The organism is Paenibacillus germinis (genome assembly GCF_013141785.1).
Classification (GTDB): Bacteria; Bacillota; Bacilli; order Paenibacillales; family NBRC-103111; genus Paenibacillus_E; species Paenibacillus_E phytorum.
Window position 1 is genome coordinate 111001 of record NZ_WHOC01000183.1, and the last position, 22691, is coordinate 133691.

A 22691-nucleotide genomic window follows, 5' to 3' on the forward strand; every position below is an offset into this window, starting at 1 on the left:
GATCCCATGTTTAAATTTAACGATGAAAAAGGCCAACTCAAATGTTCCTTTTGTGGAAAATCCCAAGACCAAGTTCGCAAACTTGTTGCAGGTCCGGGAGTTTACATTTGTGATGAATGTATAGAGCTTTGCACGGAGATTGTGGAAGAAGAATTAGGGCATGAAGAAGAGCTTGATCTCAAAGATGTTCCGAAACCAAAAGAAATTCGCAATATTTTGGATCAGTACGTGATCGGGCAAGATCAAGCGAAAAAATCGCTGGCTGTAGCGGTATATAACCACTATAAGCGTATTAATTCGCAAAACAAATTGGAAGATGTTGAGCTTCAAAAAAGTAACATCGTGCTTCTAGGACCTACAGGAAGCGGTAAAACGTTGCTAGCGCAAACGCTTGCCAAAATTCTGAATGTTCCTTTTGCTATCGCGGATGCCACTTCATTAACAGAAGCTGGTTATGTGGGCGAAGACGTTGAGAATATTTTGCTCAAACTGATTCAAGCTGCCGATTATGATGTAGAAAAAGCCGAACGTGGCATTATCTATATTGACGAGATTGATAAAGTGGCACGTAAATCCGAGAACCCGTCCATAACTAGAGACGTTTCCGGTGAAGGTGTTCAACAAGCTTTACTCAAAATTCTTGAAGGTACGGTTGCCTCTGTTCCTCCTCAAGGTGGACGTAAGCATCCGCATCAAGAGTTCATTCAAATTGATACAACCAACATTCTGTTTATTTGCGGCGGAGCTTTTGATGGCCTTGAGCAAATTATCAAACGCAGAATCGGTAAAAAAGTGATTGGCTTTAGCACAGATGGGGCTAAAGTTGATTTGAAACCAGGCGAATACTTATCCATGGTGCTTCCGGAAGATCTCTTGCGATTCGGTTTAATCCCGGAATTCGTTGGTCGTTTACCGGTCATCTCTACTCTAGAGCCGCTGGATGAACCAGCCCTTGTGCGTATTCTTTCGGAGCCTAAAAATGCGCTCGTGAAGCAATACCAGAAGATGCTTGAGATGGATAACGTCTCACTCGAATTTGACGCAGAGGCACTTGATGCCATTGCTAAAGAAGCAATCAAACGTAATACTGGCGCGCGCGGTCTGAGAGCTATCATTGAAAGCATTATGCTTGATGTGATGTTCGAAGTCCCTTCGAGAACAGACGTCACGACATGTGTGGTATCTAAGGAAACGGTTCAAAACAAGATCACTCCTGTTTTGACGACCAAAGATGGCGCTCAGGCGACTGGTAAGAAGAAAGAAGAAAGTGCGTAACCCATAATTTCACAAATTACACACAGCCTCCAATCCGATCCCTTGTTAATGGGATTGGAGCGGAGGATGTTTGGTGTCATGGGGAGAGAAACCATAATGTTCCATAGAAAAGATACGCGGGCCGTTCGTGTAGGCGATTTGACGATCGGTGGCAGTAATGAAGTCATCATGCAAAGTATGTGTACAACGAAGACAGCGGATGTGAAGGCAACAGTAGCAGAAATCCTTCGTTTGGAAGAAGCAGGCTGCCAAATCGTTCGTGTTACTGTTAACAACAAGGAAGCCGCTGAGGCAATCAAAGAAATCAAAAAACAAATTCATATTCCACTCGTTGCGGATATTCATTTTGACCATCGCTTAGCGCTTGCTGCTATTGAGAATGGCATCGATAAAGTGCGTATCAATCCAGGTAATATCGGCCGCCGCGAGAAGGTAGAAGCGGTTGTTAAAGCTTGTAAGGAACGTGGCATTCCGATTCGTATTGGGGTCAATGCTGGCTCACTAGAGAATCATCTTCTTGAGAAGTATGGATACCCAACGCCTGAAGCTATGGTAGAAAGTGCCTTGTTCCACATTAACATTCTGGAAGAGCTTGATTTCCATGATATTATCGTTTCACTCAAAGCTTCCGATGTTCCTATGGCGATTGCAGCTTATTCGCAAGCGGCTAAAGCATTCAACTACCCACTTCACCTCGGGATTACAGAGGCTGGAACGCTCTTTACAGGGGCTGTGAAGAGTGCGGCAGGTATTGGAACGCTGCTCAATATGGGACTCGGTAACACACTGCGTATTTCGCTTAGCGCGGACCCAGTTGAAGAAATTAAAGTAGCTCGCGAGCTGCTCAAAACATTTGGCTTGATTACCAATGCTGCAACTCTTGTATCCTGTCCTACTTGTGGTCGTTTGGACATCGATTTGTTCTCGATTGCTAACGAAGTTGAGGACTACATTGCTAAGATCAAGGTGCCAATTAAGGTATCTGTACTTGGTTGTGCGGTAAATGGCCCAGGGGAAGCACGTGAAGCAGACATCGGTATTGCAGGAGCTCGTGGTGAAGGCATGCTTTTCCGTTATGGAGAAATGATCCGTAAGGTTCCTGAAGCTGAATTGCTCACGGAGTTGAAGAAAGAAATCGATATCATTGTAGATTCTTATGAAAAGACAGGCGTCATTCCCGGACGTAAGCACTAATTGCATATAAGTTGAAGAAGAAAGCCGTTAAATGTTCCTCGGGTGAGGTGCTTTTAACGGTTTTTTTGTTTATACCTTTCACGCATATTTGTTGCGCAAGAGAAGCATAATGAGTAAAACTGGAAAGCTTGTTCATTTGAAGTAAGTTTTTCTAACGATTACATGCAAACAAGGAGATGCTATGAATTTGCTAAGCAAGTATAGGACTGCTCGTCACATTACCCTTACGGTAATCGTAGGAATTTTTTTGCTTCTTTTACCCATGCATACAGGTGCCTCGAATGTGCCAATACCTTCACAGCATGCAGCTGAGATGAAGACGAAGAAGGTGGCCATTGTCATTGATGACTTTGGCAATAATATGGACGGCACCAAAGAGATGATGGATCTCCCCATCCTTTTCACTGTCGCTGTCATGCCATTCCTGCCCTCTTCCAAACAAGATGCGCAATTAGCACACGATAAGGGGCACGAAGTCATTCTACACCTACCTATGGAGCCTGTGAGAGGTAAGAAGAGCTGGTTAGGTCCAGGCGCCATTACTACTGACTTATCGAATGATGAAATTCACAAACGGATCGTAGCGGCAATCGAAGATATTCCCTATGTAATAGGAATTAATAATCATATGGGATCTAAGGCTACTGCGGATGAGAGAGTGATGAAAATTCTCGTTGAAATTTGCAAAGAGAAAAATCTCATTTTATTAGATAGCCGTACGACACCAAAAAGCCTAATCGGCAAATTGGCGGGGCAAAATGGAGTTCCATATTCAGAGAATCAACTTTTCTTCGATGATCTTTACACATACAGTCACATCAGTAAGCAAATGGTGAAGTTTAAGAAATTAATCCATCAACGAGACTTGGTCATCGCTATCGGACATGTGGGTCCACCAGGGAAAAAGACAGCCCAAGTCATCAAAGAGGCTATTCCGATCATTCAAAAGGAAGCTGCTTTTGTTCCGATTTCACAAACAATGAAGCTAAATGCTAATTAGGATGAATCATGGCAAAGTATTGTTCTATGGCAGTTGAAATGGCTTTTGCTAACTTAGCTTGATGATGAGAATCATTCAGCAGCTTGCGGTCTGCTTTATTGGAAATAAACCCTAATTCAACGATAACTGCTGGGCATTTCGTGTGCCTGAGCACATAATACTTTTTACCGAGAACAGGCTTTTCTTCCATACCGTATACACGATTCAGGGATTCCTGCAAAAGTTGAGCAAGCAAAATGCTGTCCGATTGATTTTGATAAATGACAAGCGGTCCTCTTCGATCCGATTTGCGGGACCAATTAATATGCATGCTTAGCATCATTTTTGGCTTAATGGTGTTGGCGAGTCCGGAACGCTGCGCTAAGTCCTTGCGGTGTCTTCCACCGAACGACCACTTGTTATCTTCACTTAATGCGTAGTCTTCCGTACGGTTGATAATGACGCGATAACCCTTTTTCTTAAGGAGTTTGTATGTTTTTTTGGATATGGCAAGGTTCATATCTTTTTCTTGATACTTACCATGTAATGCACCGCTATCTATGCCCCCATGCCCTACGTCGATAATGATATCGGCATTAGGCAGCAAGGGATCATTAGCCAAAGCGTACGCATCTGATGTTTTACAAAGACAAAGGAAAAGTACCAGAATCATTAAGCTTTGCTTCAATCGAACCACGTCCTTTTGCAAGAATATCTACTCTTATCCTTCTTCTGTAAGGGGGCTATCATACGTCACGCAAAAGTTTGCATGAATTGGATTAACCTTCTTTTACACGGGAATAATGGAAGTTATGACAAAAAGCTGAGCTGTTTGATCAAGCTAGCAAAAAAATACTGCTTACGATGACAGTTTTGCCAAAGCAAAGCAAAGCTCAGCTTACGCTTACGAAGACAGTTTTCTAGCGAAAACTCAGCCAATGCTTACGATGAAAGTTTTGCTAAAGCAAAACTCAGCTTACGCTTACGAAGACAGTTTTCTAGCGAAAACTCTAAGGAGGTTATGACAAATGAGTTTAAGTATTATTCTTATGGTAATTCAAGTCTTCTTTGCCGTTGTGATTGGGTTGTATTTCTGGAATTTGCTGCGTAATCAACAGACGAACCGGTCTGCTGTCGATAGAGAGTCCAGAAAAGAATTGGAGAAATTAAGAAAGCTGAGATCCATTTCGCTAACAAAACCGCTCTCAGAGAAAACAAGACCGTCCTCCATGCAGGATATCGTTGGCCAGGTTGAAGGATTGAAAGCCTTAAAAGCCGCGCTATGCGGTCCCAATCCGCAGCATGTCATTATTTATGGTCCGCCTGGTGTGGGTAAAACGGCTGCGGCACGTGTCGTTTTAGAAGAAGCTAAGAAAAATCAGGAGTCACCCTTCCGTCCGGATTCCAAATTTACAGAAATCGATGCCACGACAGCACGCTTTGACGAAAGAGGAATTGCTGATCCGCTAATCGGTTCAGTTCATGATCCTATTTATCAAGGCGCTGGTGCAATGGGGGTTGCGGGGATTCCACAGCCTAAACCAGGTGCAGTAACAAAAGCGCATGGCGGGATTCTATTTATCGATGAGATCGGTGAATTACACCCCACACAAATGAACAAATTATTAAAGGTGCTGGAAGATCGCAAAGTATTTCTAGAGAGTGCGTATTATAGCTCTGAGGATACGAATATTCCAGGCTATATTCATGATATATTTCAAAATGGACTTCCTGCTGATTTCCGTTTAGTAGGGGCTACAACACGTACACCTAGCGAGATTCCTCCAGCTATCCGTTCCCGCTGCTTGGAAATTTATTTCCGTCCTCTTTTACCGGGTGAGGTGGGGGAAATTGCTCGGAAAGCCCTTGATAAGATTGGCTTCAAGAAATGTGAAGCTGCTGTTCAAGTTGTAACGAAATATGCAACCAACGGTAGAGAGGCTGTGAACGTGATTCAGCTAGCCGCGGGTATTGCCTTAACGGATAAGCGAGATGAGATTACCGCAGCTGACATTGAATGGGTTGTCAATTCATCGCAAATTCCACCTAGACCAGAGCGAAAAATACCAGCACAACCGCAAATTGGATTCGTCAATGGCTTAGCTGTGTATGGTCCAAATTTGGGTACACTACTTGAGATCGAAGTGACCGCGATACCAATTGCCGTTGCAGGTACTGGGAAATTTAATATTACGGGTGTTGTAGATGAAGAGGAAATGGGAGGAGGCTCCCGAACCATTCGCAGAAAGAGTATGGCGCGCGGATCGGTGGAAAATGTGCTGACAGTCCTTCGCAAACTTGGATTTAATACATCAGATTATGATCTGCATATTAATTTCCCAGGTGGAGTGCCTATCGATGGACCTTCTGCAGGCATTTCCATGGCGACAGCTATTGCATCTGCGATACATAAAATACCTGTGGATAATAAATTGGCAATGACGGGGGAAATGAGTATCCATGGTAAAGTTAAACCCGTTGGCGGCGTTGTAGCAAAGGTTGAAGCTGCATTCCAAGCGGGAGCTACCAAAGTCATTATCCCTAAAGAAAACTGGCAAGAAATGTTCGCTAATTTGCCGGGTGTAGAGGTGCTTGCCGCGGACTCGATCGAGGAAGTGCTGGAAGTTGCATTAGGCTTAGAGCTTCATGATAATGTGATTCACCTGCCTTTTGCTTCGGAAAGGACGATTCCGGCATCGTCTTTACCCATTTTACATGCTAATTCACAACATACAATTGACTCCTAAAATCAGAGTAGAGGTAACCTTACATGATGCGTCAGAGTGCCAGTTGGTGTTTTGTTTGCAGTTTTGATAAAATGTAAAGGGCAACGATGGGTATAGAAATAAATGACTTTGAACTCCGTTCAAAGATCCAAAAGTGTGAGACTTTGAGCTCTGCTCAAAGATCCCTATAAATGGAGGTGCAGAGGATGGGACCCGGAAAAATCAAGGTGCGCAGATTGCCGCTATTGCCTCTTAGGGGACTGCTGGTTTATCCGAGCATGGTTCTACATCTGGATGTAGGGCGAGAAAAGTCGGTTAAAGCACTCGAGCGGGCAATGGTGGATGACAGCATGATTCTCCTCTGCTCTCAATCAGAGATCAACATAGAAGAACCTGCCAAAGAGGATATTTATCGCATCGGGACAATTGCTAAGGTAAGGCAAATGCTGAAACTACCGAATGGAACCATTCGTGTCTTGGTAGAAGGCGTTTTGCGTGCTGAGATTGTTGAATACCTTGTAAATGATGAATATTATGAAGTCACGGCTAAGGAGTTACCGGAGCAAGAAATCACCGATCCTGAGATCGATGCGCTTATGCGAAGTGTACTAAGCCAATTCGAGCATTACATTAATTTGTCGAAAAAGGTTACACCAGAAACGCTTGCTGCTGTATCGGACATTGATGAACCAGGCCGTTTAGCAGATGTTATATGCAGCCATTTATCGCTCAAAATTAAGGATAAACAAGAGATTCTGGAGACCGTAGATGTGCGTGAGCGTCTCGAGAAAATGCTCAATATCTTAAACAATGAGCGAGAAGTGCTTGAACTCGAACGTAAAATTAGTCAACGTGTTAAGAAACAAATGGAAAAAACGCAGAAGGAGTACTACCTTCGCGAACAGATGAAAGCCATCCAGAAGGAGCTTGGCGATAAGGAAGGCCGTGCTGGTGAAGTAGATGACCTACGCAACCAGTTGACGGAAGCCGAATTGCCGGATAAAGTCCGTGAGAAGGTTGAGAAGGAAATCGACCGTCTAGAGAAGATGCCAGCAACCTCTGCCGAGGGAGGCGTCATCCGCAACTATATTGATTGGCTGCTAGGACTTCCTTGGTCTAAAAACACCGATGATGACTTGGATTTGGATAAAGCCGAGGAAATCTTGAATGAGGATCACTTCGGCCTTGATAAGCCGAAGGAGCGGGTACTCGAGTATCTAGCGGTACAGAAGCTTGTTAAGAAGCTGAAAGGTCCTATCCTTTGTTTAGTTGGTCCTCCGGGCGTTGGTAAAACCTCCATTGCTCGTTCGATTGCTAGATCTATGGGAAGACAGTTCATTCGTATCTCGCTTGGCGGGGTCAGAGATGAAGCCGAGATTCGCGGTCATCGCCGTACGTATGTTGGGGCTATGCCGGGACGGATTATCCAGGGGATGAAGAACGCTGGTACGAATAATCCTGTTTTCTTGCTAGACGAAATTGATAAAATGGCAATGGATTTCCGCGGCGATCCGGCTTCGGCATTGCTTGAAGTTCTTGATCCCGAGCAGAATAGCACTTTTAGTGATCATTTCATTGAAGTTCCGTTTGACTTGTCCAATGTCATGTTCGTGACAACGGCGAATGCGGTTCACAATATTCCTCGCCCTCTGTTAGATCGGATGGAGGTTCTCTACATTCCTGGCTACACAGAGATTGAGAAGCTTCAAATTGCGAAAAAGTATTTGCTGCCTAAGCAGAAGCGTGATCATGGTCTAGAAGAAGACCAACTTGTTGTGGATGAAGATGCCTTAATGAAAATCGTTCGTGAATATACACGTGAAGCGGGCGTTCGTAATTTAGAGCAGCAGGTCGCAGGTATGAATCGTAAAGCGGCCAAAAAGATCGTATCTGACCCATCTACTCCGGTACATGTAACGGAAGAAAACTTGAAGGACTATCTAGGACCGAGCAAGTTCCGCTATAATGTAGCAGAAGAGAAAGATCAAATAGGTGCTGTGACAGGCCTTGCTTGGACAGAAGTTGGCGGGGATACCTTAGTCATTGAGGTCACTGTTATGCCTGGAACAGGCAAATTGACTTTGACGGGTAAACTCGGTGATGTGATGAAGGAATCCGCTCAAGCTGCTTTCAGTTATACACGCACGAGGGCTGATGTGTTCGGCATTGCACCTGACTTTCATGAGAAGAACGATATCCATATTCATATCCCGGAAGGCGCCATTCCAAAGGATGGTCCGTCCGCAGGAATTACGATGGCAACGGCATTGATTTCAGCATTGACGAATATTCCTGTTTCTCGTGTGGTTGCTATGACAGGTGAAATTACATTGCGCGGCCGAGTACTTCCAATCGGAGGGCTCAAAGAAAAGGCGCTCGCTGCACATCGAGCTGGTATCCGTACCATCCTGCTGCCTCAGGATAATGAGAAAGACATCATCGAAATTCCAGAAAGTGTCCGCGCCGAGATGACCTTCATTCCAGTCAGCCATATGGATCAAGTGCTTGAACATGCGCTTGTCAAAAATAAGCCTCCCGTGCAAGTCGGATAACGATAGAAAGTAGTTGAACATCCATGAAAGTCAATCAAGCTGAGTTTATTATCAGTGCGGTTGGACCTAGCCAGTATCCAGAGGATGCCTTGCCAGAGATTGCTCTGGCAGGGCGTTCTAATGTCGGGAAATCCTCACTCATTAACTGTTTGATATCCCGCAAAAATTTGGCCAGAACCAGCTCACAGCCCGGCAAAACCCAAACGCTTAACTATTATAAAATCAACCAGGACTTATATTTCGTAGATCTTCCAGGTTATGGCTACGCTAAAGTTTCCAAAACGAAACGGGAGCAGTGGGGGAAATTCATTGAGAGCTACTTAATGAATCGAGAAACACTGCGTCTTGTTATGCAATTAGTTGATTTGCGGCATCCTCCTTCCAAAGATGATCAAGCTATGTACGAGTGGCTAAGACATAATGATGTGCCAGTCATCGTCGTTGCGACCAAGGCCGATAAGATCCCGAAAAGCAGATGGCCGAAGCATATCAAGATTGTTCGAGAAACACTGGGGATGGATAAAGGTGTCCAGCCGTTGATGTTTTCCTCAGAGCTTGGGCTCGGCAAAGACGAGCTATGGGGGATTCTAGAGCAAGCTATTGCTTATGGAGAGCCAGAGGCTGAAGAAGCAAATGAACTCGTGACCCGGCAAGAACAAGATAAAGAACAAGAACCGTCCTGATTCATAGGGCGGTTTTTTGTGTAAGGATAAGAAGGACGTCAAAAGACAGAGAAAATCAAGAAGAAGCATACGGGAAAGCGAGGTTTACTGGGGAAAATTTGCTGGCATTCCGTAATTCCTTGGTTTTTTCAGAATATTTGGCTGATTATAATGAAATGCACGCAGGAATATTAGAGACGCATGTAGTATAATAATAAACAAGGTAATAGTTAATGGCTTGAAAACAAAGAATCGAGGGATTTTTATGGCACAAAGGTTAGCGACTGAATATGTCAAAACCTGCCTCCAGTTAACAGAAGCCGAGATGTTCAGGTTTTTTCAAATGTTTGTGGATCATCAAGTGACATTGCAAGTGAAAGTCTTGGAAAATGGCAACCAAGAGGTTGTTTTTCAAGATGGAGCAGGTCAGGAAATCGTCCTTTCATTTGAGAAGAAATCGGGCCTATATGAATGCACAGGATCCTGCAGATTAAGTAACACCTTACTTGCTAATTTGATGCGTAAAGCAGTGTCAGAGTTTAAAGGAAGCGCAACAGTAAACCGAATTTACCCTAGTTATACAATGGTTTACTACTATGAACGTGGAACCGTCGTTAAAATCGAGGAAGTCAAAGGGCAATTGTTGACCGTTATCTATGAATACAAAGACACCATTGGTCTCATGCAGCAAATGTTCCAAAAGACAGAAGTCGAGCAAGAGATTGAAATGATCTACGATCAAATTAACCATCTTTTAGATTTGCGTAATATGCTGCAACAGCAGGAAGAACATCAACAGATTGACACTCGCCTCAATGAGCTAACGCATCGTTTGTTTATATTGGAGGCTTAACTACACATATACCCACAATTACAATAGACCCTTTATAGGGTCTTTTTTGTTTTAAGACATTTAGCAAAAAAAACTATTGCATTTCTCGTCGATAGATGTTATTTTTATTCTCGTTGAAACAATATAGGAACCAGGATTCACTCAGGACATTGAATGTTGCGAGAGATTATACCCTCGGGAAGTGAATGACGTAGGTCCTAGCGGATGAAATTTTTTTCAGACATTTTATTCCTAGGAAGGGGGAACCGAAAGATGGAAACAGAATACTCAACTTTCGGAAGACACGTTGCTGTAGATACTTGGGGGGTAGATTTCGAACTTCTGAACAATGCAGATTGGCTGCAGGCTCAGATGGTAGAAGCTGCCGAGGTATGCGGAGCAACCGTACTATCTGTACAATCCAAGCAATTTGAACCACAAGGAGCAACTGTACTTGTTATGTTGTCCGAGAGTCATCTCTCCATTCATACTTATCCTGAGAGAGGTTTTGCCGCGCTTGATTGTTATACATGCGGTGAGACAGTGGACCCTCAATTAGCAATTGACTTTATGGTATCCGTATTGAAACCAGAAACATTCTATGCGAAGAAATTAGTTCGCGGAATGGGTGAACTGCAAGTAGAAACTCCTGAAATGAAGCAAGCAGAGCTTGTTAAATAAGAGTCTGCGCATAACAATAACGATAACCACGGAGAAATCCGTGGTTATTTGTTTGTCCAGATACCCATACAATGTTATTGCGACACATGTCCGAACATGAAGCAAACATGAACTGGGGGAACGGATTTGAAACAGAAAATAGCTAGAAAAGCAGTAATTTACAGTATTGTACTCTTTCTCATCATCTGGCCTATCTATCAGCTCGTTCAAATCGTTGGTCCTCATAAAGAAGAGCATGACGCTACCCATCTACTGTATCAAGTATCACTGTTTCAGATGGAACTTCTGAAGAGCTATCTAGAGGAAGCTGCTCAAAGCAAAGATACCGAAGGATTGGATGCTGTGGGGCAAGCCCTTTACTCGGCAAGTTATACGCATGAACGCATGGTGCTTGCTGTGGGAGGAAGCGAATATCTGACTTCACTGGACAGTATGACCCAGCTAACGCAGTACTTGAAGCGTCTGCAGGTGGGGGGAGAGCGAGCGTTAAAGCCAGATGAGATCCAGACTTTGAAAGAAGTTTGGGTTCAGTACAAAAGTCTGTACGATCTGTATGAGAAACTCATGGCTTCGAATGGCGATATTGTTTCGTCCCAAAATACGAAGCTGACTGAGCTGGATCGAAATTTAACCTCTTTTATACGAAAAAAAGCACTTCAGTAAAGAGTTTGTGCCAATAGAGGTATATAGGAACGGAATGCTGTTAAAACTAACGAGCAGAATGAAGCATTCATAAATTATACAAAAAATTTGTCGGATTGCTTGTTTTGCTATGCTATAATGGTACATAGAAATAGACGGAAAGGCAGGTGGTACCTTTGCATATTATCGCACTTGGCTTGAATTATCGTACGGCCCCGGTAGAAATTCGGGAGAAGTTCGCTTTTTCCGAGCAGGATTTACCTAAGGCATTGGCAGAATTGAAAGACACGAAAAGCATATTGGAGTGTGTAATTGTCGCCACCTGCAATCGCACGGAAATCTACGCTGTTGTGGATCGACCGCAGATGTGCAGTCATTACTTGACACACTTCATTGAACGTTGGTTCCAAGTCAGTAAGGATCAATTCCAAAAGCATTTATATATGTATGAGAATGAAAAAGCGATTGAACATTTATTCCGCGTAACAAGCGGTTTAGATTCCATGGTTATAGGGGAAACCCAAATTCTTGGACAAGTGCGGGATGCTTTTTTATCATCTCAAAATATGAAAGCAACCGGGGCTTATTTCAATACGTTGTTTAAGCAATCCGTGACACTTGCCAAAAAAGCACACTCCGAAACAGGCATTAGCAATAATCCAGTTTCCGTCAGCTACGCCGCGGTGGAACTTGGTAAACGAATATTCGGTACCTACATGAACAAGACGGTTATGATCATTGGTGCTGGTAAGATGAGTGAACTCACTGTGAAGCACCTTTACGCAAATGGCGCTAACAAAGTTATCGTGGTTAACCGTACGTTTGAACGTGCAGCAGAATTGGCCCAGAAATTTAACGGCATTCCATGTACCATGGATAACATGCTGGAGCATTTAGCGGAAGTGGATATTATTATTAGCTCGACAGGCGCTCCGGGATATGTTCTTACGAAGAATGATATTCAGTCCTATGTTCAAAAGAGAAAATCACGTCCGCTTTTCATGATGGACATTGCTGTACCTCGTGATCTAGATCCACAAATTAGCGGCTTACCTAATGTTTTTCTTTATGATATCGATGATCTGGAGAATATCGTAGATAAGCATTTGCAAGAGAGAAAGAAAGAAGCAGCAAAGATTGAAACGATGATTGAGTCTGAAATGGGTGTTTTCGAACAATGGACGAAGACGCTAGGTGTAAGTCCAGTCATTAGTGCTCTTCAAACGAAAGCGAGTCAGATCCACGAAGAGACGATGGATAACATGCTAAAGAAGCTGCCTGACCTAGATGAACGTGAAATTAAAGTTATTCGTAAATTGACGAAAAGCATTGTGAATCAAGTGCTGCGAGACCCGATCCTTCGCATTAAGGAAATGGCGGGAGAGCGTCATGGTGATGAAGCGCTCGAGCTATTCACGAAACTGTTTGCCCTGGAAGAGACCCTTGAACAACAAGAGCAAGCCAATCAGTTAGCACAAGAACTAGAAGCCGGGCATAAAGCAGTTGAAGCTAAGCAAATGCTGGATGACAAATTATCCGTGCTTAGTTTACAGAACGCTGATGTTCTAGCCCAATCTTGAAGAAAAGGGCGCTAATCGCCTAGGAGAGGTGCCATGGTAACACGTAGCTGGTTGTTTGATGCGATGATTTATATGTATGCCCTGAGCCTATTGTTTTACTTTTCGGATTTCGCTAATGCGAACCGAAGCGCGAAACGGATGGGGACGGGGCTGCTTTTGTTTGTATGGGTTCTACAAACCGCTTACTTAGGTATTAACTTGTACGGTCATTTGACCGAATGGGCATTTGCACGGTCCGACGTACTTTTTATGTTTTCGTGGTTGATTGTAACGATTTCACTGTTGATTAATCGATTTTTCCGCATTGAATTGTTTGTATTTTTTGTGAATGTGCTTGGTTTTGCCATTTTGGCTTTGAATGTATTTGGTAATCCGAATGTAACGCCAATTAAGCCCGATTGGAACATCAATGATGAGCTATTATTTATTCATATTACCCTAGCGATTGGCAGCTACGTGGCATTCTCGATTGCAGCTATTTTCTCAGGCATGTATGTGTTTTTACACAAAATGTTGAAAGCGAAGAAATTTTCCCAAACGGTTATGAGATTACCTTCACTTGAGAAAATTGAGCATTACACTTATCTCTCCGTTATTATCGGAGCACCATTGCTTCTTATGGCTTTAAGTCTGGGTGTGGTTTGGGTTGTACTGGAGGGAGATCGTAATTTACTTTATGATCCTAAGGTAATTAATTCTTTTTTTGTATTGGCTGCGTATGCTTTCTATTTATTCCAGCAGCATTCCATGCGTATTTCGGGTAATAAGCTGGCAGCATGGAACCTCGCGGCATTCTTGATTGTTGTTCTCAATTTCGTGGTTTCTAATCTGGTTTCAGGTTTTCATGGCTGGATATGGAGCTAACGACGATGAATCATCCATATCCAATTATGATGAATCTCTCTGGACGCCGATGTTTAGTTGTCGGCGGCGGGGCTGTGGCTGAACGAAAGGTGAAATCATTGCTGCAAGCAGGTGCCCATGTAACGATCTTAAGCACAGAATTTACTGAGGGGATTATCGAGATGGAGAACCATGCTGAAGTGGTTCTGTATAGGCAAACGTTTCATCCATCGATTATGATCGACGAAAGCTCAGATTTTGCGCCCTACATCTTGGTTGTAGCTGCAACGAATGATGCGAAAGTTAATGCTCACGTTCATGAAATAGCATCACGTCAGGGGCAGTTAGTCAACGTTGTTGATCAACCTCAATTGAGCTCCTTCATCGTGCCTTCAGTTGTTCGAAGAGGGAAGTTAGTTATTGCGGTTTCAACAGGTGGAGCCAGCCCTTCGGCTGCTCGTAAAATTGCTCAAGAATTAGACAACGCTTATGGTGAGGAGTATGAAACTTACCTCGATTTCCTTAGTGATTTGCGGTTATTGATTCAGAGTAGGGTGGCCGATAAACAAGCTAGACAACGTGTATTTAAAGAGATGCTTGAATGGGATGTGCTCGCCAAAATACGCGAGGGTACGTTTGAGAGTTGGAAAGAGAAGCTCTACATAACCTTAGAGAAAGAACCTTGGATGCAGGGGTAAGTTGGAGTTAGAGGTACGGATCTATCTGCTTGGTCAGCTATCAAGGATATCGGGCAGCAAGTACAGGGAGGCGGGTAGAGATGAGAACAATCATCGTAGGAACTAGGCAAAGCGCGTTGGCACTTACTCAGACAGGGCAAGTTGTGGAGCTCTTAAAACAGCTTGCAGCTGAACATGGGATAGCTTGTCAATTTGAAATAAAGAAAATTGTCACGAAGGGCGACCGCATATTGGACGTCACCTTGTCCAAGGTAGGCGGTAAGGGTCTGTTCGTCAAGGAAATCGAACAGGCACTCGTGGACGGCGACATCGACATGGCCGTCCACAGCATGAAAGATATGCCCTTCGAGTTACCCGAAGGGCTAGTTGTCGGAGCGGTGCCGAAGCGTGAGGATCCGCGCGATGCGCTGATCACACGCGGGCACCGCTCCCTGGACGAGCTGCCGCAAGGCGCGCTCGTCGGTACCAGCTCGCTGCGGCGCGCCAGCCAGCTGCAGCACCACCGCCCGGACCTCCGCATCGAGTCGGTCCGTGGGAACATTGATTCGAGGCTTCGCAAGCTCGATGATGAGAACTTCGATGCGATTCTGCTTGCCGCGGCCGGTTTGCACCGGATCGGCTGGCAGGATCGCATCAGCGCGTACTTGCCGCCCGAGATCTGCCTCCCTGCCGTAGGGCAGGGGGCGCTGTGCATCGAGTGCCGGGGCGGCGACGCTTTCATGCTGGACCTGCTGGGCAGGTTCCAGCATGAGCCAACCGCGCTCGCGGTGCGAGCGGAGCGGTCTTTTCTAGGCAGACTCAATGGAGGCTGCCAAGTGCCGCTCGGCGCTTACGCGAGCATAAGCGAGGACAGCAGCGGAACAGAGATGCCGCTGCTCACTTTAACGGGCATGGTCGGTACGCCGGACGGCGTCACCATGCTCAAGGAGACGGCTTCCGGGAGCGATCCGGAAGCACTAGGTTTGCTTGTCGCCGATAAGCTTATCGCGCAAGGCGCAGAACGTATCCTGGCTGAGGTAAGGAAGTGAGCATCGTGAACAAAGGAAGAGTCTATCTCGTTGGTGCTGGTCCCGGAGATCCTAAACTCATCTCGGTTCGCGGTATGGAAGCCATTCAGAAAGCCGATGTCATCGTTTATGATCGGCTGGCCAACCCTCGTCTACTCAAGCATCGTAGACCGGAAGCTGAGCTGATCTTTGTCGGCAAGCTTCCGGACAAACATATACTAAAGCAAGAAGAAATTAATCAATTGCTCGTAGATCTAGCTCTTCAGGGGAAAGTTGTGACTCGGCTCAAAGGCGGCGATCCCAGTGTATTCGGTCGAGTGGGCGAGGAAGCGGAGCTGCTCGCAGATAATGATGTGATCTTCGATATTATTCCAGGTATCACATCCTCGATTGCGGTTCCTGCCTATGCAGGTATTCCAGTCACACATCGCGACTTTACTTCATCCTTTGCGATTATTACCGGTCATGAATACCCGAATAAGACTTATTCCAGTTTGGACTGGGAGCATCTGGCTAAGGCGATCGGCACCATGGTCTTCTTGATGGGTGTAGCGAATCTTGAACAAATTTGTCGCGAATTGATTCGCTGCGGCAAACCGCCAGAAATGCCTGTTGCTCTCGTCAGATGGGGAACATGGGCGGATCAAGAAACGATTACGGGAACTTTGGCCGATATTACGGAGAAGGTAAGAGAAGCTAATTTCAAATCACCAGCCGTTATTATCGTTGGTGAAGTTGTTAAGCTGCGTGAGAAACTGGCCTGGATAGAGAAGAAGCCGCTTTTCGGGCGCCGAGTGCTTGTCACAAGAGCTAGAAGTCAGGCAAGTGAGCTTGTGGATTTAATCGATGACATGGGTGGAGAAGCGGTCGAATTCCCAGTTATTCGATTACAACCGCCAAGTCGCCCTGAGGCCATTCAAGCATTGGATTTGGCGCTAGATAAGCTTCATGAATTTGATTGGGTGCTGCTGACAAGCGTAAACGGTGTGGAGTATTTTTTCCGCAGGCTGCGTGAAAAAGGGATTGATGTTCGCAAAATGGGGAAAGCTCGCATTGCAGCTGTTGGCCCGAAGACAGCTGAAGCGCTAGCTGAACGTGGCATCATTGCGGATGTACTCCCGGCCAAATATCAAGGCGAGGGTATTCTGGAAGCCATTCAAGCAGATTTGAAAGCCGGTCAGAAGGTGCTATTACCTACGGCTGACCTGGCGCGTGATTATATGCCTGCTAAGCTCAAAGAACTTGGTCTTGAAGTAACCGAAGTCGATGTCTACGAAAATGTACTTACAACAGAAGATGGGGATGAAATCATTCATCTTCTGCAAAATCAAAGCATTCATATCATAACTTTTACAAGCTCATCTACGGTTACAAATTTGCTTGAAGCCTTGCGTCAGCTAGGTGTGGAAGAACCGCTATCCTTGCTGCAAGGGGTTGAAATTGCCTGTATTGGACCCAAAACTGCAGAGACCGCAAGTCAATGTGGGTTACCGGTTACGTATATGGCTGAAGAGGCTACTGTTGCGTCATTAGTACAAAGCATTGCTCAGCTTAAATAATAATAATGCCTCAGATGCAGCTTCTTAAGGATCTGCATCTGAACGCCAATAAGGAGGCGGAATTCTTCATGAGTTTCCCTATCGTTCGTAATCGCCGCTTACGCGGCAATGCAGCTATTCGTAATCTGGTACGTGAAAATCAAGTGACTGTTCACGATGTTGTACAACCGATTTTTGTCACACATGGTTCGAACATCAAGTCAGAAATTGCTTCGATGCCAGGTGTTTATCATTTTTCTTTAGACAGAGTGCAAGAAGAGATCGAAGAAATTACAAAGCTCGGCATTCAAGCTATTCTTTTGTTTGGAGTTCCAGATCATAAAGATGCGACAGGAACTTCCGCTTTCATGGATGATGGCATTGTGCAGCAAGCGACCCGTTTTATTAAAGAATTGAACCCGAATTTGCTCATTATTGCCGATACGTGTCTTTGTCAGTTTACGGATACAGGTCACTGTGGTGTTATTCATCATCATCCGGTTACGGGACAGGCGGATGTGGCAAATGATGCTTCCTTGGAGCTGTTGGTTCGTACGGCTGTATCGCAAGCCAAAGCGGGTGCTGACATTATCGCTCCTTCCAACATGATGGACGGTTATGTACATGCTATTCGTTCAGGATTAGATGAAGCTGGCTACGAGAATACACCGATTATGGCCTATTCCGTTAAATATGCATCGGCTTACTACGGTCCATTCCGAGATGCTGTGGATTCAACACCGCAATTCGGAGACCGCAAGACGTATCAAATGGATCCAGCCAACGGGCGCGAAGCTTTGCGTGAAGCGGAAAGTGACGTTATAGAGGGCGCTGATTTCCTCATGGTGAAACCAGCTCTTGCTTATATGGACATCATTCGGATGCTGAAGGATAACTTCGATTTGCCGGTAGTAGCCTATAATGTAAGTGCAGAATATTCGATGATTAAGGCTGCGGCCATGCAGGGTTGGGTTAATGAAGAGGCTATCGTGATGGAAACAATGACGAGCTTCAAACGTGCTGGTGCTGATATCATCTTGACATATTTTGCTAAAGACATTGCTCGTTATTTGAAAAAATAGCTAATTTCTAAATAGAGCCATTCACCTAAGATGCAAAGGCGAGCAGTTTCCGGTGGAAACGATCAGCATGTTGTCTTAGTGCGGATGGTTCTTTTGTCATACTTTTGTCGCAAAACCTAAGCTTACTTCTGTTGTGACAGGGGTATAATTAGGGCATAATGAATGAGAATAGATGGAAACCCAGAGGAAGGTGCCTCATGACCTACAACGATAATTTTATTAAAGCATGCCGAAAAGAACAAGTGGATACGCTGCCCGTTTGGTATATGCGCCAAGCTGGACGTTACGATCCGGATTATCGCAAAATCAAAGAAAAGTACTCACTGCTCGAAATTTGTCAGCAACCTGAGCTAGCAGCGGAAGTTACGATGATGCCCATTAAAAAGTTGGGTGTTGATGCGGCCATTTTATATTCGGACATTATGAATCCCGTTGCTTCACTTGGGATTGATTTTGATATTGTCAAAGATGTGGGTCCTGTGATTCACACGCCAGTTCGGACAGCACAGGATGTTGAACGTTTGCGTCCTATAGATGTGGAGAAAGATTTATCGCATATTATTCAAACGATCCGTATCCTAGACAAGGAGCTTGAGGTTCCCCTCATCTCATTTGCGGGTGCGCCATTTACGATTGCGAGCTACTTGATTGAAGGTAGACCATCCAAAAGCTATATTCGTACGAAGCAGCTTATGTACTCTGAACCAATCGTGTGGTTTGCTTTAATGGAGAAGCTGGGTGATATGGTTATTACGTACTTGCGAGCGCATATCGCAGCGGGTGCCAAGGCTGTTCAAGTATTTGATAGCTGGGTTGGCGCGCTTTCTCCTGCGGATTTCCAAATGTATGTGCTGCCGACAATGACGCGAATATTCAAAGAACTTGCGGACTTGAAGGAGCCGAAGATTTATTTCCCAGGCGTAAGTTCAGGGGAGTTACTTCCATATCTCAAAGACATCCAAGCGGATGTTATTGGTCTAGATTGGCGGATTCCAATTTCTGTAGGCCGTGGGAGAGTTGGAGAGCGCTTTGCCGTGCAAGGAAACTTGGATCCCTATATTTTAACAGCTCCGATGAGCGTTATTGAGCAACAGGCGAAAGCCATTATAGATGAGGGTATCCAGCAACCAGGTTATATCTTTAATCTTGGCCATGGCTTATTCCCGGAAGCATCGCTTGAGAAATTAAAGGATTTAACTACATTCATCCATACTTACTCACATTCCGTATTAACGCAGCAAGCAGAAAAGAGTGGTGTTTAGCATGGCGAGTCAGCGTATTGGTGTTTTAGTCATGTCTTATGGTACTCCGGAAAGTTTGGATCAAGTTGAAGCTTATTACACACATATTAGACGTGGGCATCCTCCAACGCCTGAGCAACTGCATGAATTAACGGCTCGTTATGAGGCAATTGTGGGAGGGTTCTTCCCGCTGCGTGAAAATACGAACAAGCAGGTTAAAGGCCTGGAGAATACACTTCGTCAAGAACATCCAGATCTTGAATTCGTCTGTTATCAGGGTCTGAAGCATGCTCAGCCTTACGTAGAAGACGGTGTAGAGCAAATGGTTAAGGACGGTATTACGGAGGCTGTGGGAGTCGTTCTAGCCCCTCACTACTCCACTATGAGCGTTGGCGGCTACGTGAAAAGAGCGAAAGATAAGGCAGATGCACTTGGTCTGAAGATTGATTTCGTTCTTGATTACCATCTTCATCCTAAACTGGTTAATGCCCTTAGTACACGTGTTGACAAAGCCTTAGAGAAATTCTCAGGTGTGAATCGAAATGATGTGCGTGTTATCTTTACTGCGCACAGCTTGCCTGAGAAAATACTTGAAATGAAAGACCCATACCCAGATCAATTGCTTGCCACTTCCAAAGTCATTGCTGAGCGTGTAGGTCTGACGAATTGGCAGTTCGGTTGGCAAAGTGCTGGACAAACGGCGATGCCGTGGCTCGGTCCGGATATCTTGGATGTTTTACAGAAGATCAATCAAGAAGAAAGCGTCAAGAATGTACTTCTATGTCCGATCGGCTTTGTTTCGGATCATCTTGAGGTTCTCTACGATATAGATATTGAAGCACAGGCTCTTGCCAAAGAGCTTGGACTGCATTTGGAACGAACAGAATCACTAAATACAGACCCTCTGTACCTGGAAACATTGAGTGATGTTGTCTACAAGAAATGGAAAGAGGTCACCCGTTTATCATGAGTACTAGGATTCCGCACTACATGATTGTTGGCGGGGGGATCACGGGGCTTAGCGCAGCTTTTTACTTAAAGAAAAGGTTGGAGTCAGCGGGAGCTCCTTTTCGTATTTCTGTGGTGGAGAAGTCCCCGACATTTGGCGGGAAAATTCATACCATAGAGCGAGAGGGTTTCGTTATTGAAAAAGGGCCGGATTCCTTCCTTGCACGGAAGCGCCCTATTATTGATCTGGCTTATGATCTCGGGCTTGAACATGAGCTTACAGGAACGAATCCTGGGGCGAAAAAGACCTACATTGTACGTCAAGGCAAGCTGCACCGCATGCCACCTGGCTTAGTGCTCGGCATACCAACGCAAATGACACCGTTCATGAAGACGGGCCTCATTTCCCCATTAGGTAAAATGCGAGCTGCACTTGATTTGATCCTGCCGAAGCGTGATTTATCAACGGATGAATCTCTTGGACATTTTCTGGAGCGCCGTTTAGGGAAAGAAGTGCTTCAGCGTATCGTGGAACCACTTCTAGCGGGGATTTATGCAGGTGATACGTTTAAGCTTAGTTTAAAAGCAACGTTCCCACAGTTTCGAGCGATGGAGCAGAAGCATCGAAGTTTAATTCTAGGGATGATGGCCAGCCGCAAAAACGTGAGTGAAGAGAGTGCTCACTTACCTTCTGCGGTTCGTAACTCGGTTTTTGTGACATTCAAAAAAGGGCTTCAAACGTTGGTTTCGGGCTTAGAAGTTGCCTTGAAGACTGTGGATCTGCGAAATGGCGTTGGGGTTGTATCTGTTCGTAAAATGGGGCAGCATCAAGCCGAGGTTATCTTTGAGGATGGGCATAGTGAAATGGTTGACGGCGTTATCCTAACTACGCCTACTTATCAGGCAGCGCAAATGTTAGCAGATTTGCCTGCAGCAAATCAACTTAAGACGATTGATTACATTTCCGTGGCGAATGTTATTATGGCTTTCGATCGTAAAGACATCCCTTTTGAACTGGATGCCTCGGGCTTTCTAGTGCCGAAAACTGAGGGCAGGACGATTACTGCGTGTACCTTAACATCTGCTAAATGGCTGCATACAGCCCCAGACGGGAAGGTGCTTCTGCGCTGTTATATCGGTCGTGCAGGTGAGCAAGAGTGGCCGGAGTGGTCGGATGAACAACTAGTTAGCAAAGCTCGTCATGATCTGCGGGAATTATTAGGACTAAAAGCGGAACCGCTCTTTACGGATGTAACTCGCCTCATGCATTCTATGCCGCAATATCCTGTGGGTCATCTGGAGCAGATTGCACAGTTCCGTGAAGAGCTTACTGCAGCTATGCCTCAGGTCCTTATCGTGGGTGCAGGGTTCCATGGAGTGGGTCTCCCTGACTGTATAAGGCAAGGTAAAGAGGCTGCGTGGCAGCTTGCGGATCTGATCCAAAACCAGTCTCAGGAAGCCGTAGAAACAGCCAGTTCGATTTAACGAAGCTTGGCCAGATCTAATTTGAAATCTGATGATGAAAGGGTCAAGATTTGCTTTTCTTCAAGATCACGAATCACTTGCATGAGCGTCACTTTTTGTACGCCGGCTAGTTGAGATATTTCATCAAAGTTAAGCACGAGTTTAATCGTAATCGTCGTTCCGTTACGCAACCCATGCTTATTGGCCATTTTGATCAAGCTTTTGATGACACGCGTTCTCGCATCTAAGAAGGTCAAGTCGAACACTTGTTGATTCGTATCGCGTAGTCGACTACTAAGCTCTTGCATAATGCCGAGGGTAATGTCAAAATTAGTGCGTAGCAGATCGAGGAAACTTTGTCCTGTCAATGTGAGTAGTACACTGTCCTCCAAAGTTTGGGCCGAAGCAGAGCGCGGCTTGCCATCAATCAGTGAAAGTTCACCAAAGCTTTCGCCTGATTTGCAGATGGACAATATTTTTTCCTCACCGGAACTGCTTGTTGTGAAAATTTTGACGGAGCCGCTGAGGACCATATAAAAGACGGAGCCGACCTCTTTTTCGGAGAATAAGACGGTACTCCTTTTAAAGGAACGTCTTGTACAAATCTGAGCTAGAGCGCCCAATTGTTCTTCATTCAATTGGGAGAATAAAGGTACTTTTTTGATGATATCGATCATATGGGTACCGCCTTTATATGTAGTAAGTCAACTCATTTTATCATAGATAGATTACTGGGGGTATGAAATT

General features: G+C 45.0%; 20 protein-coding genes. 18 read left to right on the forward strand and 2 right to left on the reverse strand.

Annotated features, from left to right (window positions below):
- The first annotated feature begins 6 nt into the window (after positions 1-6).
- From clpX to GC102_RS35760, 3 genes are all read left to right on the forward strand, one after another.
- Positions 7-1275 (forward strand): ATP-dependent protease ATP-binding subunit ClpX, encoded by a 1269-nt coding sequence (gene clpX, locus GC102_RS35750; protein ID WP_057306183.1) that lies wholly within the window; start codon positions 7-9, stop codon positions 1273-1275.
- Positions 1276-1371: 96 nt separating this feature from the next.
- A complete protein-coding gene (gene ispG / locus GC102_RS35755) occupies positions 1372-2469 on the forward strand; it encodes a flavodoxin-dependent (E)-4-hydroxy-3-methylbut-2-enyl-diphosphate synthase (RefSeq protein WP_171693717.1) in 1098 nt (365 codons plus the stop codon).
- Between the two features lie 262 nt (positions 2470-2731).
- On the forward strand, positions 2732-3469 hold the full coding sequence (locus GC102_RS35760; RefSeq protein ID WP_246321317.1) for a divergent polysaccharide deacetylase family protein: 738 nt from the start codon (positions 2732-2734) through the stop codon (positions 3467-3469).
- On the opposite strand, the gene GC102_RS35765 is transcribed toward GC102_RS35760, so the two are convergent.
- Complete coding sequence (locus tag GC102_RS35765; RefSeq protein WP_171693719.1) at positions 3462-4157, reverse strand: N-acetylmuramoyl-L-alanine amidase family protein; 696 nt, start codon at positions 4155-4157, stop codon at positions 3462-3464. The genes GC102_RS35760 and GC102_RS35765 overlap by 8 nt on opposite strands.
- 319 nt (positions 4158-4476) lie before the next feature.
- On the opposite strand from GC102_RS35765, the gene lonB reads away from it, so the two are divergent.
- From lonB to hemG, 15 genes are all read left to right on the forward strand, one after another.
- Complete coding sequence (gene lonB, locus GC102_RS35770) at positions 4477-6195, forward strand: ATP-dependent protease LonB (RefSeq protein WP_171693720.1); 1719 nt, start codon at positions 4477-4479, stop codon at positions 6193-6195.
- Between the two features lie 185 nt (positions 6196-6380).
- Positions 6381-8726, forward strand: a complete 2346-nt coding sequence (gene lon / locus GC102_RS35775; RefSeq protein WP_171693721.1) for an endopeptidase La — start codon at positions 6381-6383, stop codon at positions 8724-8726.
- A 23-nt stretch (positions 8727-8749) separates the two neighbouring features.
- Positions 8750-9409 (forward strand): ribosome biogenesis GTP-binding protein YihA/YsxC, encoded by a 660-nt coding sequence (gene yihA, locus GC102_RS35780; protein ID WP_171693722.1) that lies wholly within the window; start codon positions 8750-8752, stop codon positions 9407-9409.
- A 244-nt stretch (positions 9410-9653) separates the two neighbouring features.
- Entirely contained in the window at positions 9654-10241 is a 588-nt protein-coding gene (locus tag GC102_RS35785) for a non-ribosomal peptide synthetase module (protein ID WP_171693723.1), read from the forward strand.
- Between the two features lie 252 nt (positions 10242-10493).
- On the forward strand, positions 10494-10901 hold the full coding sequence (gene speD, locus GC102_RS35790; RefSeq protein ID WP_057306176.1) for an adenosylmethionine decarboxylase: 408 nt from the start codon (positions 10494-10496) through the stop codon (positions 10899-10901).
- 126 nt (positions 10902-11027) lie between these two features.
- On the forward strand, positions 11028-11564 hold the full coding sequence (locus tag GC102_RS35795; RefSeq protein WP_216628281.1) for an S-adenosylmethionine decarboxylase: 537 nt from the start codon (positions 11028-11030) through the stop codon (positions 11562-11564).
- Between the two features lie 155 nt (positions 11565-11719).
- Entirely contained in the window at positions 11720-13123 is a 1404-nt protein-coding gene (gene hemA / locus GC102_RS35800) for a glutamyl-tRNA reductase (protein ID WP_171693724.1), read from the forward strand.
- Positions 13124-13156: 33 nt separating this feature from the next.
- Positions 13157-13987 carry a cytochrome C assembly family protein gene (locus GC102_RS35805; RefSeq protein ID WP_171693725.1) on the forward strand — a complete coding sequence of 277 codons (831 nt, stop codon included), beginning with the start codon at positions 13157-13159 and terminating at the stop codon, positions 13985-13987.
- A gap of 5 nt (positions 13988-13992) precedes the next feature.
- Positions 13993-14664 carry a precorrin-2 dehydrogenase/sirohydrochlorin ferrochelatase family protein gene (locus GC102_RS35810; RefSeq protein WP_171693726.1) on the forward strand — a complete coding sequence of 224 codons (672 nt, stop codon included), beginning with the start codon at positions 13993-13995 and terminating at the stop codon, positions 14662-14664.
- Positions 14665-14744: 80 nt separating this feature from the next.
- The gene (hemC, locus tag GC102_RS35815; protein ID WP_171693727.1) at positions 14745-15692 is read left to right on the forward strand and encodes a hydroxymethylbilane synthase; all 948 of its coding nucleotides are present in this window, start codon (positions 14745-14747) and stop codon (positions 15690-15692) included.
- 5 nt (positions 15693-15697) lie between these two features.
- Positions 15698-17230: a uroporphyrinogen-III C-methyltransferase gene (gene cobA / locus GC102_RS35820; protein ID WP_171693728.1), complete on the forward strand. Its 1533-nt coding sequence runs from the start codon at positions 15698-15700 to the stop codon at positions 17228-17230.
- Between the two features lie 68 nt (positions 17231-17298).
- Positions 17299-18291 (forward strand): porphobilinogen synthase, encoded by a 993-nt coding sequence (hemB, locus tag GC102_RS35825; RefSeq protein WP_171693729.1) that lies wholly within the window; start codon positions 17299-17301, stop codon positions 18289-18291.
- Between the two features lie 197 nt (positions 18292-18488).
- Positions 18489-19553: a uroporphyrinogen decarboxylase gene (gene hemE, locus GC102_RS35830; protein WP_171693730.1), complete on the forward strand. Its 1065-nt coding sequence runs from the start codon at positions 18489-18491 to the stop codon at positions 19551-19553.
- A gap of 1 nt (position 19554) precedes the next feature.
- Complete coding sequence (gene hemH / locus GC102_RS35835) at positions 19555-20502, forward strand: ferrochelatase (RefSeq protein ID WP_171693731.1); 948 nt, start codon at positions 19555-19557, stop codon at positions 20500-20502.
- Entirely contained in the window at positions 20499-21965 is a 1467-nt protein-coding gene (hemG, locus tag GC102_RS35840; protein WP_171693732.1) for a protoporphyrinogen oxidase, read from the forward strand. Before hemH ends, hemG begins: the two co-directional genes overlap by 4 nt.
- Here hemG and GC102_RS35845 read toward each other — a convergent pair.
- Entirely contained in the window at positions 21962-22621 is a 660-nt protein-coding gene (locus tag GC102_RS35845) for a Crp/Fnr family transcriptional regulator (protein WP_171693733.1), read from the reverse strand. The two genes, hemG and GC102_RS35845, sit on opposite strands and share 4 nt — an antisense overlap.
- Positions 22622-22691: the final 70 nt, after the last annotated feature.

Bases quoted from the DNA above. Each gene is read 5' to 3' on its own strand.
- clpX (WP_057306183.1), top strand. From the start codon at position 7: ATGTTTAAATTTAACGATGAAAAAGGCCAACTCAAATGTTCCTTTTGT.
- ispG (WP_171693717.1), top strand. From the start codon at position 1,372: ATGTTCCATAGAAAAGATACGCGGGCCGTTCGTGTAGGCGATTTGACG.
- GC102_RS35760 (WP_246321317.1), top strand. From the start codon at position 2,732: ATGCATACAGGTGCCTCGAATGTGCCAATACCTTCACAGCATGCAGCT.
- lonB (WP_171693720.1), top strand. From the start codon at position 4,477: ATGAGTTTAAGTATTATTCTTATGGTAATTCAAGTCTTCTTTGCCGTT.
- lon (WP_171693721.1), top strand. From the start codon at position 6,381: ATGGGACCCGGAAAAATCAAGGTGCGCAGATTGCCGCTATTGCCTCTT.
- yihA (WP_171693722.1), top strand. From the start codon at position 8,750: ATGAAAGTCAATCAAGCTGAGTTTATTATCAGTGCGGTTGGACCTAGC.
- GC102_RS35785 (WP_171693723.1), top strand. From the start codon at position 9,654: ATGGCACAAAGGTTAGCGACTGAATATGTCAAAACCTGCCTCCAGTTA.
- speD (WP_057306176.1), top strand. From the start codon at position 10,494: ATGGAAACAGAATACTCAACTTTCGGAAGACACGTTGCTGTAGATACT.
- GC102_RS35805 (WP_171693725.1), top strand. From the start codon at position 13,157: ATGGTAACACGTAGCTGGTTGTTTGATGCGATGATTTATATGTATGCC.
- GC102_RS35810 (WP_171693726.1), top strand. From the start codon at position 13,993: ATGAATCATCCATATCCAATTATGATGAATCTCTCTGGACGCCGATGT.
- hemC (WP_171693727.1), top strand. From the start codon at position 14,745: ATGAGAACAATCATCGTAGGAACTAGGCAAAGCGCGTTGGCACTTACT.
- hemB (WP_171693729.1), top strand. From the start codon at position 17,299: ATGAGTTTCCCTATCGTTCGTAATCGCCGCTTACGCGGCAATGCAGCT.
- hemE (WP_171693730.1), top strand. From the start codon at position 18,489: ATGACCTACAACGATAATTTTATTAAAGCATGCCGAAAAGAACAAGTG.
- hemH (WP_171693731.1), top strand. From the start codon at position 19,555: ATGGCGAGTCAGCGTATTGGTGTTTTAGTCATGTCTTATGGTACTCCG.
- hemG (WP_171693732.1), top strand. From the start codon at position 20,499: ATGAGTACTAGGATTCCGCACTACATGATTGTTGGCGGGGGGATCACG.
- GC102_RS35845 (WP_171693733.1), bottom strand. From the start codon at position 22,621: ATGATCGATATCATCAAAAAAGTACCTTTATTCTCCCAATTGAATGAA.